Raw genomic sequence first — 13,749 nt, forward strand, 5'->3', positions numbered from 1 at the left:
TCCTACCCACCCGTGGGTGCCTTTTGAACCTCGGCGCCGTTCCCGGCGGCGACCGCGTTCGAAACTCTCAATCCCAGCTGACCGTCTCGGAAACCCGGATGCCGCGCCTGGCCAACTCGTCGAGGAAGCGACCGTCCGGCACATGCATCAGCGGGTTGAGCAGGCCAGGCTTAGCGATCTCGCCGCGGGCCAACATCTGCGCCACGATGCTGGCGGGATAGCCGACGCCGCGGCTCATGCCGAACAGCCCGGACGTCAGGTCGCGCTCTATGATCAGGTCCGATGTCACTGTCTTGCGGCGGCCGCCTTCGCTGCCGGAGAACACGTTGCGCATCACGCAAAGATCCTTCTCATCGACACCATACTGTAATTTCGGACCGAGCATCCGGCCGAGAAATTCGCGCGGGCTGGTGCCAATGCCCGGCACCTTGTCTTCGGAGAGGAAGCCGAGTTCCTTCAGCGGAGCCCAAAAAGCCGACCAGCCCGGCCAACGCAGTGAATAGCGGCCACCGCGCCGCAGCCCTTTGGCATGGCCGAGCATGTCGGAATAGTGCGGCGCATCGCCGTTCGGAAAGGCCTCCAGCCTGCCGAGGCCCGCGAACTCGATCTGATGGATGAAACGGTTGTCGTGTTGCCGGGCGGCGGGCACGTCGACCCGTTCGCCGTTTTCGACCAGCACGCTGTCGCGATTCTGGCTCGTCAAGACCATGTCGAAGTTCCAGCTCACCTTATAGCGTAGCGGCTCGGTCGTCGCTTTCGGCTCGGGGATGCCGCCGCAATAGGAGTCGATGGAGGTGATGGTGTCGAACTGACTGGCGGCACGCGCGTAAAGCACCAGATCGATGCCGGGGTCGAGCCCGCATTCGGTCATGATCGAAACGCCCGCCGTCGTGGCCGCGGGATCGAGATCGGCGATGGCCTTGCCGTAATTGGTGGTGACGAGCGGCGTGCCTGTGGCGATCGCCGCGAGAACCGCCTCGCGCATCAGCGGCTGCGGCAAGAGGTCGATGACCGCGTCGGCGTCCTCCATCACATCCGCCAGCGTTGGACCGATCGGGCCTTCCGGCACCACGAAACGAATGCGGCCAATGTCTGTCAGTCCGGCAAGCAGGGCCGCGCCATCCGGCGCGGTATCGAAACAGACCACTCGCTCGACACCGTCGCTGGCGACGAGATCGGTGATCGCGGCGCGCCCTTGCAACCCGAGGCCGCCAAGTACCGCGATCTTCACGCGCTTTCCTTTCGAGGATTCTCGTCCGACCAGCAACCTTCCGGCAGGCTGACCCACTTGTTGCATGATGCCATGACGACGAAGGTCTCGCTGCGCACGACTTCGCCCGGCTCGCCCGCGCCCGGGATCAACTCGCTGGTGACGCGGTAGAGATCGGCGACATCGCCGACCACTGTCACGTCGACGATAATGTCGAAGCGCCCGGTGACCACGCAGGCGGAGTTCACGAAAGGCAGCTCGGAGATGCGTTCCGCCAGTTTCCGGGCCTGCCCGCGCCCCTGGGCATTGATGCCGACAATGGCCGAGATCAATTCCGGACGCTCGGTCAGGTTCAGCAATCCGACGATCTTGAGCAGGTTGCGGCCCAGGAGGTTTCGCAAGCGCATACGCACTGTCGGAACAGAGATCGCCATCTTCTCGGCGAGGCGATTGACGCCAAGCTGCGCATCCTCCGACAGCAGTTTAACCAGTCGCCGGTCGGTCTGATCGAGATGTTCTCGCAATGGTCATGGCTTTCATAAATAGAAAAAATCTGAAGATATTTCTTATAAAACTGAAGATATCCTAGGCATTTTCTTTTGAAAGGCAAGCACATCAATCATTCGGCATTCAATCGACGAGAATGCGGGCCCTTCAGGGCCAGGCACGCCAAGGCGGCCGTCGGCGTTTTGCCGCGACGATTAACTCGCTCGCAAGATTCCACGTTCAATACGATCTTGAGGCGCTCTCTCAGACAACGACTGCGTGCGAATTCCTGGCGTATCGGCTAGCCAGGGTCGACGGTCACGATCCCTCGTCCGGTATGTTCAAGACCTCTCCGCACGCCTTGCAATGAACGGCGTCGGCGTCATGGCGCTGGAGGCCGCATCGGTGACAGGAATAGGTCACTTTGTGAGGGCGGACCACTGCCTGAGCAAGCCTGACGAATAGGGAGATGCCGACGATCATCGTCACAACGGAAGTGAGCTTGCCCAGCGTTCCCGGAAGCGTGATGTCTCCGAATCCCGTCGTCGTCACCGTCGCGACCGTGAAGTATAGCGCATCGACGAATCCTTCGCTTCCCTCCCTGTTGTAGAAGAAGGACGTATAGACGAACCCGGTTGCCATGAAGAGGAACACAAGGAGATTGATCACCGCCCGGACGACGTCGAGAAGGTACAAATAGCCGGCCTTGCGCAGCAAGTCCTTGAGCAGCGGACTGGTGCCGATCGCCCAGAACCGCATGATCCGCAGGAAAGCGAAATTGAAGAGCAGGTCCGGCAGCAACAGCGTGGCCAGCACCACGAAGTCGATCCAGGTCATCGGTCGCCGAATCCACTCGCGCAAAGAGAATGCGGCGACCGCCCGGCCGACCATCTCGGCGGCGATCCACACTGCTATCGCATAGTCGATGATCAGATAGGACGGACCGGATCGCAGGTACGGACCGAGCAGGAAGAAGGCGAGAATGGCGACGTCAATGGCAGCAAATACCAGCCGAAAGGCAATCGCCTGCCTGCCGTCGGCCCTATCGAGCCCTCGCAGCACCTGACGAAGCGAATTCTGCAGAGAGCCGTCGTCGGATTCGAAAGTTTTCATCCAGGGAATGTAGATCCCTCATCGGCGTCCGCAAGTCGCCGAAGAGATCCTTGTCCGGCAAATCGTTGTTCTCGTCTGGACAGGACTTGCCCTGCAGGGGCCGCCTCGATCTCAGGCGACGGACCATCCACCGTCTACCAGCAGATTAGCGCCGGTAATCAGGCTCGCAGCCGGTGATGCAAGGAAGACGACGGCACCCACCACATCATCGGTCTCACCGATCCGGCCGAGCGGAATGTGACCGAGCGTCGCTTCCCGATTGTCGGCGTCGGATAGAAAAGGCGCTGTGCCATCGGTGTGAATGAATGTCGGCGATACGGTATTTACGGTGACGTCATAGCGTGCCCATTCGGCTGCAAGGCAGCGCGTGAGGTGATTGATGGCCGCCTTGCTCATGCAATAGATTGCCTCGCCGCGCAGTGCCACGGTGCCGGCCTGTGAGCTGATGTTGATGATCCGGCCGCCGTTGCGCTTGATCATGTGCCGGCCCACAGCCTGCGTCATCAGAAAGGTACCCTTGATGTTGACGTCGAGTATCTCGTCAAGATCCTTCTCTTCGACGAGTTCCGCGAGATTGCCTGGAGCCACGCCGACGTTGTTGACGAGGACGTCGATCCGGCCGAATGTCGCAAGCGCCGCGTCGACGGCTTGTGCGATATGGGCCTTGTTGGGGATGTCCAGTTCAACAGGGAGAACTTTTCGGCCCGCGCCCTCGAGTTCGGCAACCAGGTCCGCCGACGCCGCGACATCGCGGACCCCTAAAACAATATTGGAACCTGCTGCGGCGCAGGCAAGTGCGCAAGCTCGACCGATGCCGCGGCTCGCTCCTGTCACCAAAGTCACCTTGCCCTCAAGGCTGAAGTCCGGCGCATTCTTCTGCATCACGATGCCTCCCTCGATGAAGCTCCATTTATGGCAGTGTCGGCGTGCGGATGCCAGATATTCTCAGCATGCTGAGGAGTGTCTCTTTGACCAATGGGCGATCCGGCAACGTGGGACGCTTTTTCCGATACCTGCACACGACGACAGACGGCGCGGAAGGAAGCGGAGGAGCCCGCGCACCTGCACCATGGCCTGGAAAATCGGCAGCCGGTGGCCTAGCCGATCTGCATCAGGATCGGAAAGGTCTGCTGGAACCAGATCGCCACATTGCTGACCCATCCGAACAGGAAGGCGAGGCCGGTAAGCACGAGGAACAGACCCATCACCTTTTCCACCGTGCCGAGATGGCGGCGGAAGCGCGACAGGAAGCGCATGAAGGAGCCGGAAAAGCCGGCGGCGATCCAGAAGGGGATGGCAAGGCCGAGCGAATAGATGGCGAGCAGCCCGGCGCCGGAGCCGACCGTCTCGCGCGAGGCGGCAACGCCGAGGATTGCGCCAAGCACGGGGCCGATGCAGGGCGTCCAGCCGAAGGCGAAGGCAAGGCCCATGATATAGGCGCCCGTCAGCGTCGCCGGCTTGCCGCTGCCCTGGAAGCGCGCCTCACGCGCCAGCACCCCGATTCGAAAGAGGCCAAGGAAGTTCAACCCCATGACGATGATGATCAGCCCGCCGATCTTCGACAGGAGGTCGAGATGCTGGCGAAGCACCATGCCGATGCTGGAAGCACCGGCGCCGAGCGCTACGAAGACGGTGGCAAAGCCGAGCGTGAAGAGCAGTGCGGAAAAGAATACGCCGCGCCTGACGTCGGGCGCCACCGCCACTGCACCGCCGCCGCGAAACTGCTCGACGGAGATGCCGGCCATATAGCAGAGATAGGGCGGGACGAGGGGAAGCACGCAGGGCGACAGAAAGGAAAGCGCCCCGGCAATCAACGCGCTCCACAGGGAAATATCGGCAATCGACACGCATTCTCTCCGGCTGCAATCTGCGTGATGTTCCTAGCTTTGCAGGCAAGCGATTGCCAATCACCTTTTTGCGCGCGCAGGAAATCTGTCTTTGCACGCCAGACATTTGCTTTGCGCGCGCGAGATGCCTTCGCGCCAGCAAGAAATGTGCCGACCACCGGAAAAAGGCAAATTTTTCGGTTGACCGCAATGGGTCGCCTGCCTATGTTCCGCCCACTTCCAGCCGGGGTGGTCACACCCGCGGAGAGGGAGAGCGTAGCTCAGCTGGTAGAGCAACTGACTTTTAATCAGTAGGTCTCGGGTTCGAACCCCGACGCTCTCACCAAAATTCCTTTGAAATCAATATTCTGAATGACATATTAAAGCTGTGTTGGCCGTCGGCTAACCCCGTCGCCAACGATTCGACGGCTCATTCATAGGAGCCATAGCCGCGCACGCCTGGTTTAGAAGAGGTCTAAATGTCAAGCCAGCCGATCACGGACGAGCAGGTGGCAGATTTTAGAAGATTCTTAAAATTGCTCCCTCGCAGCCAAGACCTTACATTGATCATATTGAAGGGCCACCTCCTAGTAGAAGAGCAAGTGTGGAAAGTTATATCTTCACGGCTCCGAAAGCCCAGTGCTCTGAAAGATGGTCGGATTGCGACGTATCAGGCTATCTGCCTAGCTGAGGCATTTTGTCCCGAGGACCATGACCTTTGGCAATCAGCCAAGAAGCTGAACAAAATCCGGAATGATATCGCGCACAATGTAGTTCCGCCCACCGGTTTGAACGATCGAATTGACGATTTTGTTGACTCAATGGGCTGGTTGAATACCACAATGACGGTTAGGGAGGACCTGTTTCAATTCGCCTTATGGGCCATTTTCATTGCAATTTCGTCGCTAGTCGAGGATACAGCTGCGCACGGTAGCTCCGATTAAGCTAAGAGGGTACCCCGATGACAGTTGCCATCGAAGTGGAGCCCGCAGAACGCCGAACCAAGCTTGCTCCCCCGCCCGATGGTGTCGCGGCACTCCGGCGCTGTTACGGTGCCCGGTTATTGATCTATAAGTCGTTATGCATGCTCAACAGAGGTTGAAGCGCATCCGAAAGCTCAAGCAGGACCGTGCATACGCGTCGTCGATCGATTTAGATGAGAGCGCTCGCGCGGCAGGTATGTGAGGCGGCGAAGGCACTCCCCATCTCGCATAAGCGGGCTGCTTGCGGCCGTCAGCAGTGTTGCAGAAAATTGGCCCCGCCTGGTCAGGATTCATCTGTAGGCCGGCATCAAGTTGATCAAATTTTCGATGGATCGACCGGCGATCTCATCACCACAGCAGCCGTCCGCGAGGCGTGACGGCGCTGCAGGAACGACTTTTCGAGGAGTCAGGAAGTCATCGCATGACCGCGCCGCCAGATGTTGCTTCCCAATGTCGGATGTACTTATCCGCTTCTGCCGAGATGCCTTCAAAATAGAGTTCCGTATACTTTTGGTAGGAAGCTTTCGCTTTGAAGTCTTCGAACGCGGCACTGTCGATCTTTCGATTCAGATCACGCTTTGCCGCTTCCACAGTAAACTCCCCAAACTCAAGGATAGTCCGCAGGCCGGATCTGATCGCGAATGCGGAGCCGATACCGACATAGCCTATGTCATTTTCAAAGTTATCGAATTCTGGACGAGAAAGTTCCTCATTCAATGACCTAATGCAGGCCATTATCGAGAAAAATCCCTCCATGGTCTCGCCGTTTTGATCAACTTTCGTAATCGCGTCCGCGAGCAGTTTCAGGGTTATGCGAGCGAACCTAACAGCATCGTTCAATCGCATCGCTCTCAAATAGGTGGGGCGCGTCGCGTGCAGCATCGTCTCCCGATGATGATTTCGTATGTCACTGATCTGTCGCGAAAGAACAATCAGCGTGGCGAGCGTAACTGCGCCTCCGAACCAGCCGCTGGTAGCGGACGCCCATTGGCGAAAGCAATCTCCTTTATCGGCTGGCGAGCACATCATTTGCAGAAGCTGGTGTGTTGGGCTGAATCCAACCAATGATAGGATGCTGACCAGAATAAAAACTGTGAGCGCAACCCATACTCCATAGCGCTCGTACCAGAACTTCATCGCAACTCCCTCAAGTTTCCCGAGAGCATAGATAGTGCTGAGCAACCTATGCAAGGGGTGGCTGCATGAATTGGCGGCAGGAGACACGCCGCGCCGTTCTGGAGTTAGCCAATAATCAATCTGGGTCAATTGCTTTGGCGATTATTGCATCACTAAGCATTCTGGCGTCCTAATTACTTCCGAGTGAGTGATTTCTCCATTGCCCGCAGGCCGCCGCCGCAATCTTAGATCAGCAGACGCAGTAACGCGCCCTCATCCTTCACCCCATGCTGGTACGAATGGATAACCCGCCGAGCAAGATCTTCGCGCTCGGTGTCTGTTGTGATTTGTCGCATCGAGCTGATGTGGTCGAATACTCTCTGGCAGAGGGCAACTTCTTCGTCGCTCAACACGGTTTGTGCGTCGGCTATCTGGGATCGGATCATGATCGCCCTCGCTTCCTTCGGATCGATAGGAGGGTGGAACATCTGCTTTTTAAGCGGGTGAAGGGAGACACAAGGTCGTGAGGTCTCACCCTCATTGTCGTGATAGGTCTTTGTCCCATCTGGCAACTAATTCTCGTTCGGCCCGCTCCACACATATGCAGAAGCCGGCTTTCGCTGGGCATTCCAGATCACTTCGTACCCTATCTTCTCAAGCGAGAGTAAAGCGCCAAGCCTTTCGTCATCTGAAAGGCTTCGCAGGGAAACGTTAAGTGCGTCCAGGCCGCCTAAATTGTAGAGGCTAACGAATACATTGAGTGACATTGTTCCTCTCCCGCTGGTACAGTATAACACGCAAAGAAATATTTGCTTAGTCCTAGATAAATATTTTCAACATCTAGTATAGCTCCAAAAATTTATTCAGATTTCCTTGTTTGGAGTGTGGGTTTGATTTGAGATGGGTAGCGCCTTGCGTCTTTCCCGCAGGAATTGAGCTTCACTCGGTGCCATGCCACCCATTGAAATTTCTGGAAGTTGTTATAAAATCAGTTCGTTGTGGTTACGTGTCACGTCAGCATCTGGGAGGATTGCGATGTTTCAAGGTATGCACGGCTCCAAGTCGGCACTGGGTCCAGAAGACCTCACAATGATCAAAGACATCTATGACGAATGGTGCGCCGCGCGCTGCTGCGCCAAGGATAGCCCAAGTGCAATCAAAGCAGCTCAAGAGTTGATCTCCATGTTCGAGCATGGGGTACGATCAAAAGATGATCTCCGCACTATGGTCGGTACAATAGGTGCGCATTTGCTCAAACACTGAAATGAGCCGATGGCGATCCGCTGCTGGCGAGCGCCTGCGCGAATGGCCTAACCTGTCGTTTATGTGCGTCGATACAGGTCACGCGACGGTTTAAGAAATTGGCTCAGACACAGGAACCAAATTCCGCTGCGGTCCGTTTTCTCCTCATCAACAACAGGAGAAATCCACCATGGATTGGAATCGTATCGAAGGAAACTGGAAGCAGGCGAAGGGCAAGGTCAAGGAGCAGTGGGGCAAACTCACTGACGACGATCTCGACCAGATCGCCGGCAAGCGCGACCAGCTGGAGGGCAAGATCCAGGAGCGGTATGGCATCGAAAAGGATCGTATTAAACGCGACATCGATGACTGGTCTGGTCGCCAAACTTGGTAGTCACAGAACAAAAACCCGGTGAAAGCCGGGTTTTTGCTGCCGAAGGAGTGGAGTTAAGGCGGCTGATGTCCGTCGGACGTCATGAATATCCGCCAAAAGCCAGGAGAAGGACGCCGAGCGCGATCACGGCGAGCGCCGGCCAGTTTTGCGATAGGCCGAGGAACCTGAGGCCTTGGCGCCGGGGTTCCAGCGTGGTGCCGCCTTGCGGCATTCGATGCGGATCACTCGGTCTTCGACCAAGCGCCGACGTAAAGAGAAAAAGAACTCCGCCGATGATGAGAGCGGCTCCGGTGAGGATTGCCCACATGGTGGCCTCCGCTAGCGATGAGGATGTGGATTAACCAAATCCGAACCTGATCGTTCCGTGAGCGGCTACTCACTTGAACAACCGCCGCGTCAGAACCAAAAGCGCTCGCATTGAATTTGACCGCTGAGCAATCCTGGAGATCCCTGATGGACAAGACACCGAAGACGGCCATCCGCGGCATGATGCTGTACGTACTCGCTCTTCTCGTCCTGGGGGTGCTGGCGGGGGCTGCGTACACGATCTATGGCCATCCCGCCGATCCGTCCGAGCGACCGGCGGCCGAGACGATTCCGCAAAAAGCTCCGGCTCCGCAGTAAGATACCTCTTTCCAAGTCATTGATTGATCGCCGTTCGAGAACAGACGATGACCGGGGAAGATGCCTGTCAAAATCCGGCGCCCACCCAGTCAGGTCGTACTGAAACGCCTGTGCTCCATGGCACCAGATCAGCAAGTGGCAAAGAATATGGCTTCGGAAAGCAAGCCCGACATCCTGTCGCAAGTCCTTCCAACCAGTATGGAACTCTTATTATAGGGAGAACAACCTGCGACAGAGAAAATCGGCATCTGCGCAGAAGCGATGAGATTGGGGAGAAGCAGTGGGGGCCAGCTCTGTCTGGAACCCTGAGAGAGTGCGCCGGAACAGAGGAGTTTACGGATGAGGGAACATGCAGTCGTGATATCAGGGGCAGGGCCGACGGGCCTGATGCTGGCAGGCGAACTGGCCTTGGCGGGCGTCGACGTCGCCATCGTCGAGCGCCGACCCAATCAGGAGCTTGCAGGTACGCGGGCCGGCGGTCTGAGTGCGCGCACGCTCGAGGTTCTCGATCAGCGCGGCATCGTCGACCGGTTCCTCGCGGAAGGGCAGATAGCCCAGGTCACGGGGTTTGCGGTCACGCGGCTTGATATCAGCGATTTTCCGACCCGGCACAATTACGGGCTGGCGCTGCGACAGAAGCATATCGAGCGCATTCTGGCCGGCTGGGTCGGCGAGTTGGCGGTGCCGATCTATCGCGGCCTTGAGGTAACGGGTTTCGCGCAGGACGATACCGGCGTCACCCTTGATCTCTCCGATGCCGCGTTGCTCAGGGCAGGCTATCTCGTCGGCTGCGATGGAGGCCGCAGTCTGGTTCGCAAGGCTGCCGGCATCGCGTTTGAAGGATGGGATCCGACGACCGGCAACATTCTCGCCGAAGTAGAGATGGACGAGGAGCCGCCATTGGGCATCCATCGCACGGCCCTTGGCATCTATGCCTTCGGCAGGGAGGAGTATGAAATTCACGACGGCAAGATCGTCTTTGCCAAAGAGGGTCCGATCGGCGTGATGGTGCCGGAGACGAATGCCGGCGCGACGACTGAACCGACGCTCAGTGATCTCAAAGAAGCGCTCATTGCTGCATTCGGAACGGATTACGGACTCCATCGCGTCAACTGGATTTCCAGGTTCACCGACATGTCCAGGCAGGCAACGGCCTACCGCAAGGGCCGGGTACTCCTCGCTGGCGATGCCGCCCATGTGCATTCTCCGGTCGGCGGGCAGGGCCTGAATACCGGTGTGCAGGATGCCGTCAATCTCGGTTGGAAGTTGGCCCAGGTGGTGAAAGGCACGTCGCCTGACGCCTTGCTCGACACCTATCACGCCGAGCGGCATCCGGTTGCTGCCCGCGTGTTGCGCATGACGATGGCGCAGGTGGCATTGCAGCGCACCGACGATCGCACCGAAGCCTTGCGTGACGTGGTAACGGAGCTGCTCGGCATGGAGGAGCCGCGCAAACGGATCGCTGCCGAAATGTCCGGATTGGCGATCCACTACGAGTTCGGCGAGGGGCATCCGCTGCTCGGCCGCCGCATGCCTGACCTCGACCTCACCACGCCTGATGGTCCCACGCGCGTCTATAAGCTGCTCCAGGATGCGCGGCCGGTGTTCTTGAACCTCGGCGCGGCCGGCAGCTTCGACATCGCGCCGTGCTCGGACCGCATCAAATTGGTTGACGCCGGATATGACGGCGCATGGGAGCTGCCTGCGCTGGGCTTGGTCTCCGCGCCAATGGCAGTGTTGATCCGGCCGGATGGATATGTGGCGTGGGTAGGCGACAGGACGCAGGATGGTCTGCAAGAGGCGATGAATAGCTGGTTCGGATCACACGGCTAAACGCCGAAAAAGCGCTGACCTAAGCGGCGAGCGAGATCGGATCGCAATCCGATATCGTTGTGGCATCCGGCATCGGCTTACCCCGGCGTTCCCATGTCCGGCGGCTGATGCCGAAAGCCTCCCAGGGGCGCACTTGGCTGAAAGAATTGGCGAGGTAATCGGCTCTGGAAAGCGCGCCGGCGGCACGGCGCTGCTCCTCTTTTCGGCTTCGGTCCCGCTGCCGCCGCTTTTCCTTTTGAAGTTTTGCTCTCTTCCGTTTCGGCACATCGAAGGCACCGATGGTGCGGATATCGAGGGCGCTCCGTTCTGCGTAGCTTAAGTGCAAAGCATGGCCGAGGGCGTCGGCGGACAAGTCGGAAAAGCGCACCTTTGTCCGCTCGTAGATGACGTCCTCTATCTCGGCTTTGCCAGCCCAGGGAAGCCATCGCGCCGCCCAGCCGAGGACCACCTCGACAAACTCTTCCTTGAATTCGACCAAGGCGAGGCCGGCGATCACCTCGACGTAAATCAATGCGTCATCGGCCTCCGGCACGATGTCTCCGTGGCGATGCCTGATCAATTTTTCGATCTCGCGCATCCGGCCGCGGAAATGGTTCCAACGGCTGGCCCGCGTACGGCGCTGGACGGCCTTGTAACCCAGCAGACAGTCGCCGACCTTGATGGCCGTAACGTTCCGCGACAGGCCATCCGGCCGATCGGCTTTTGCAGTTCGCTTTTCCGATTGAGCCGCTTCATCCGGACCCATAAGACGAGCCATCGATTTTCCTTTGCCGTCTGCCTTGGGAGGCCGAAACGACTGATTGTAAAGGAAGGCCGAGGGGGTGATCATCCACTTTTTGCGCTGATCACACGTCATTCTGCGAAGAAGCGGCGGTGGGGGAGATTGCCTGTTGCGGCCTAAATCATTCGCCGGATTTCGTTGACGAGAGCCGCCAACTCGCGGTGGAAGCTTTTGATGATCGCTTGTAGAAACGGCCCAGGGCGCAGTTGGTCTTCATCGATCTCATATCCTGCATTGCGCGCCAGAATCGTCAGAAAGACCAGCTGAATCCGTCCATTACCTTCGCGGAATGGATGGATCGCGTTGATTTCCGCCAGAAACCATGCGGAGTCTTCAGCGAAGGCGTCCTTTTTTCCGGCTTGGGCGAGATATTCGCGGCTTGCCAATTGAGCAAACAGCCGCTTGGCCTCCGGCTCGATATTCAGGATAACCGAACCAACTGTCACCCTTGCCGGTGCGGATCGTTCGGATATTCCCGGCCCACTCGTATACATCCTGGAAAAAATGATGGTGCAGCGCCCGATAGTGCGCGAAATCCCAATTGCCCTCTGGCAGAGCTTCCGTTGCCGCGGGAATCGAACATCAGCTGTTCGAATTGATCAAGCTGGTCTTGATCTTCGATATCTGCCTTGTTGCGTAGGAGGTGAGTGCCTGGATAACAGAGCGGATCCTCGACGGCATTGTAACGGACCACCCGTCAGACTTTCTTGAAGGCTTTAAGTATCTCTCGGCGGTAAGCGTCCCCCTTGAGGTCGCCGGACGTTAGTTTCTGCGACAGCGCCTTGGAACCGGCACTCATCTTCAAACCTTCGACCGCGGCGAATTTCTCCGCCTTCTTTTCACCGATCGGACGTGTGACAAACCGGCCGGATTCAGCAGATCGACCTAATTTCGTTTCTTTTGCCATGTCGCATCGTACCATCCAACCCAACCCTTTGCCTACTGTCTTATGACCGGAAAGGTACTGTTAAGTCGCTGTTCAGCGATCCATCGGCGCGGAGGATTCATCGTCCGTCCGATCGCCGGAAGGGAAGACGCGGTTGAGCCACGACATTTCCATCAGCACGTGTCTGCAATCAGCGGAAGCCGAAGAAACTCAAAATCGCGAGCACGATAACGACAGCGCCGACAAGCCAGATCAAATTGTTCATGGGAAAGCGTTCTCCTGTTTAGTGTCGGGCCATTGTGACCCGATCACTTAACGGTGAGGCAGGGCTTGGAGTTCCCAACCGGTCCAATTGCTGTAGCGTGCCACCTTCGGCGCAGGACCAATTTCCGGCTCTATGCCTTTCAATAGCTGCACGAGCGAGCATTGCTGGGTCTGAACCCATCCGCACATGCCGGGTTTACCGATGTATTCCGCTGATATTGAAAGTCCTGGTGATCCTGCCTTGCAGGCGATGTGCAGGAAGACGTGAACGCGGACACACTGATCAGCACTCCCACTACCAATGGAAAAAATCGGTTCATCTGAACGTCTCCTCATAAGCTTGTCATGGTCGCAATCTACCATGCCAACGCGAGCCTATACGAAAACTTGTGGCCCGCTAGATCACGCTCACCTGAGCCGAAACATTCGCACGATTGATCAATCAATCTATAATCGTGATGCGTCGCGCCTCAGTTGATGATTAAATTCACGTAAGTCTAACCTGGTCGGGCTATTCTGTCGTTATGGAAGTAGTTTCGCGACGTTAATAGTCAAGTGGACGCGATTTCGACTTGAATAGATTGCGGTTTTTGAGTAAAATTACACCATAAAAAGTAATATAAATGGGAGGATACTATGTCGTCAACTCGGTTTGATCCGATTCTGCTTCATCGTCAACATATCATCGATGAGGTCACGTGCCTCGATGAAATCTTCGATGTTCTGGACGGGTGGCCGGAGGACAAACGGGGCTTGGCATATGACACGCTGTTGAAGGCGTGCAGAGATGCGGCCAATGGGCGTTTCCCGCTGAGCGCTGCGCGCGAGAATTTCCGGCGGTTCCTGAACATGGCTGGCGTCCTTGCGAAGGTCGAGGGTGGCCCCAAATTCGACGGACCGATGAACCACCAAATTGGTAATGCTTAGTCAGATTATAGGCCTGTTGGGGGCCGTTTGCATGGCACGGATGGCGCGCCGTCACATCAGTTGC

17 protein-coding genes and 1 tRNA gene are annotated in these 13,749 nt (G+C 57.5%); 6 read left to right on the forward strand and 12 right to left on the reverse strand.

Features of this window, described 5'->3' with window-relative positions; translation table 11 throughout:
* Positions 1-67: 67 nt before the first annotated feature.
* The 5 genes from AC2444_RS09360 to AC2444_RS09380 all read right to left on the reverse strand — a co-directional run bounded on the left by AC2444_RS09360 (position 68) and on the right by AC2444_RS09380 (position 4,656).
* Positions 68-1,231 (reverse strand): saccharopine dehydrogenase family protein, encoded by a 1,164-nt coding sequence (locus AC2444_RS09360; protein ID WP_012757362.1) that lies wholly within the window; start codon positions 1,229-1,231, stop codon positions 68-70.
* A complete protein-coding gene (locus tag AC2444_RS09365) occupies positions 1,228-1,734 on the reverse strand; it encodes an Lrp/AsnC family transcriptional regulator (RefSeq protein ID WP_012757363.1) in 507 nt (168 codons plus the stop codon). Before AC2444_RS09365 ends, AC2444_RS09360 begins: the two co-directional genes overlap by 4 nt.
* 280 nt (positions 1,735-2,014) lie before the next feature.
* The gene (locus AC2444_RS09370; protein ID WP_012757364.1) at positions 2,015-2,809 is read right to left on the reverse strand and encodes a potassium channel family protein; all 795 of its coding nucleotides are present in this window, start codon (positions 2,807-2,809) and stop codon (positions 2,015-2,017) included.
* A gap of 111 nt (positions 2,810-2,920) precedes the next feature.
* On the reverse strand, positions 2,921-3,691 hold the full coding sequence (locus tag AC2444_RS09375; RefSeq protein ID WP_012757365.1) for an SDR family NAD(P)-dependent oxidoreductase: 771 nt from the start codon (positions 3,689-3,691) through the stop codon (positions 2,921-2,923).
* A 215-nt stretch (positions 3,692-3,906) separates the two neighbouring features.
* Complete coding sequence (locus AC2444_RS09380) at positions 3,907-4,656, reverse strand: cytochrome c biogenesis CcdA family protein (protein WP_012757366.1); 750 nt, start codon at positions 4,654-4,656, stop codon at positions 3,907-3,909.
* A gap of 249 nt (positions 4,657-4,905) precedes the next feature.
* Here AC2444_RS09380 and AC2444_RS09385 point away from each other — a divergent pair.
* Positions 4,906-4,981: transfer RNA gene (locus AC2444_RS09385), tRNA-Lys, on the forward strand.
* Between the two features lie 1,051 nt (positions 4,982-6,032).
* On the opposite strand, the gene AC2444_RS09390 is transcribed toward AC2444_RS09385, so the two are convergent.
* The 3 genes from AC2444_RS09390 to AC2444_RS09400 form a co-directional block, all read right to left on the reverse strand.
* The gene (locus AC2444_RS09390) at positions 6,033-6,755 is read right to left on the reverse strand and encodes a hypothetical protein (RefSeq protein ID WP_012757369.1); all 723 of its coding nucleotides are present in this window, start codon (positions 6,753-6,755) and stop codon (positions 6,033-6,035) included.
* Between the two features lie 224 nt (positions 6,756-6,979).
* The gene (locus AC2444_RS09395) at positions 6,980-7,180 is read right to left on the reverse strand and encodes a hypothetical protein (RefSeq protein ID WP_012757370.1); all 201 of its coding nucleotides are present in this window, start codon (positions 7,178-7,180) and stop codon (positions 6,980-6,982) included.
* 126 nt (positions 7,181-7,306) lie between these two features.
* Positions 7,307-7,501, reverse strand: a complete 195-nt coding sequence (locus AC2444_RS09400; protein WP_012757371.1) for a hypothetical protein — start codon at positions 7,499-7,501, stop codon at positions 7,307-7,309.
* A 268-nt stretch (positions 7,502-7,769) separates the two neighbouring features.
* Here AC2444_RS09400 and AC2444_RS09405 point away from each other — a divergent pair, with 268 nt between their 5' ends.
* Together AC2444_RS09405 and AC2444_RS09410 are read left to right on the forward strand one after the other, a co-directional pair.
* Positions 7,770-7,997, forward strand: a complete 228-nt coding sequence (locus tag AC2444_RS09405) for a hypothetical protein (protein WP_012757372.1) — start codon at positions 7,770-7,772, stop codon at positions 7,995-7,997.
* Positions 7,998-8,166: 169 nt separating this feature from the next.
* Positions 8,167-8,370: a CsbD family protein gene (locus AC2444_RS09410; protein WP_012757373.1), complete on the forward strand. Its 204-nt coding sequence runs from the start codon at positions 8,167-8,169 to the stop codon at positions 8,368-8,370.
* Positions 8,371-8,449: 79 nt separating this feature from the next.
* Here the strand turns inward: AC2444_RS09410 and AC2444_RS09415 are convergent, their stop codons facing one another.
* Positions 8,450-8,677: a hypothetical protein gene (locus AC2444_RS09415; protein ID WP_012757374.1), complete on the reverse strand. Its 228-nt coding sequence runs from the start codon at positions 8,675-8,677 to the stop codon at positions 8,450-8,452.
* Positions 8,678-8,823: 146 nt separating this feature from the next.
* Here AC2444_RS09415 and AC2444_RS09420 point away from each other — a divergent pair, with 146 nt between their 5' ends.
* Both AC2444_RS09420 and AC2444_RS09425 read left to right on the forward strand, forming a co-directional pair.
* Entirely contained in the window at positions 8,824-8,994 is a 171-nt protein-coding gene (locus AC2444_RS09420) for a hypothetical protein (RefSeq protein WP_012757375.1), read from the forward strand.
* 339 nt (positions 8,995-9,333) lie between these two features.
* Positions 9,334-10,827 carry an FAD-dependent monooxygenase gene (locus AC2444_RS09425; RefSeq protein WP_012757376.1) on the forward strand — a complete coding sequence of 498 codons (1,494 nt, stop codon included), beginning with the start codon at positions 9,334-9,336 and terminating at the stop codon, positions 10,825-10,827.
* Positions 10,828-10,846: 19 nt separating this feature from the next.
* Here the strand turns inward: AC2444_RS09425 and AC2444_RS09430 are convergent, their stop codons facing one another.
* The 3 genes from AC2444_RS09430 to AC2444_RS09440 form a co-directional block, all read right to left on the reverse strand.
* Positions 10,847-11,584, reverse strand: a complete 738-nt coding sequence (locus AC2444_RS09430) for a hypothetical protein (RefSeq protein WP_012757377.1) — start codon at positions 11,582-11,584, stop codon at positions 10,847-10,849.
* 140 nt (positions 11,585-11,724) lie between these two features.
* A complete protein-coding gene (locus tag AC2444_RS09435) occupies positions 11,725-12,054 on the reverse strand; it encodes a Fic family protein (protein WP_244432253.1) in 330 nt (109 codons plus the stop codon).
* A 251-nt stretch (positions 12,055-12,305) separates the two neighbouring features.
* On the reverse strand, positions 12,306-12,515 hold the full coding sequence (locus tag AC2444_RS09440; protein ID WP_017994017.1) for a hypothetical protein: 210 nt from the start codon (positions 12,513-12,515) through the stop codon (positions 12,306-12,308).
* Positions 12,516-13,394: 879 nt separating this feature from the next.
* Between AC2444_RS09440 and AC2444_RS09445 the strand changes: the two genes are divergently transcribed.
* Entirely contained in the window at positions 13,395-13,685 is a 291-nt protein-coding gene (locus AC2444_RS09445; RefSeq protein WP_012757379.1) for a DUF982 domain-containing protein, read from the forward strand.
* Positions 13,686-13,749: the final 64 nt, after the last annotated feature.

Source organism: Rhizobium sp. WSM1328, from assembly GCF_057653715.1.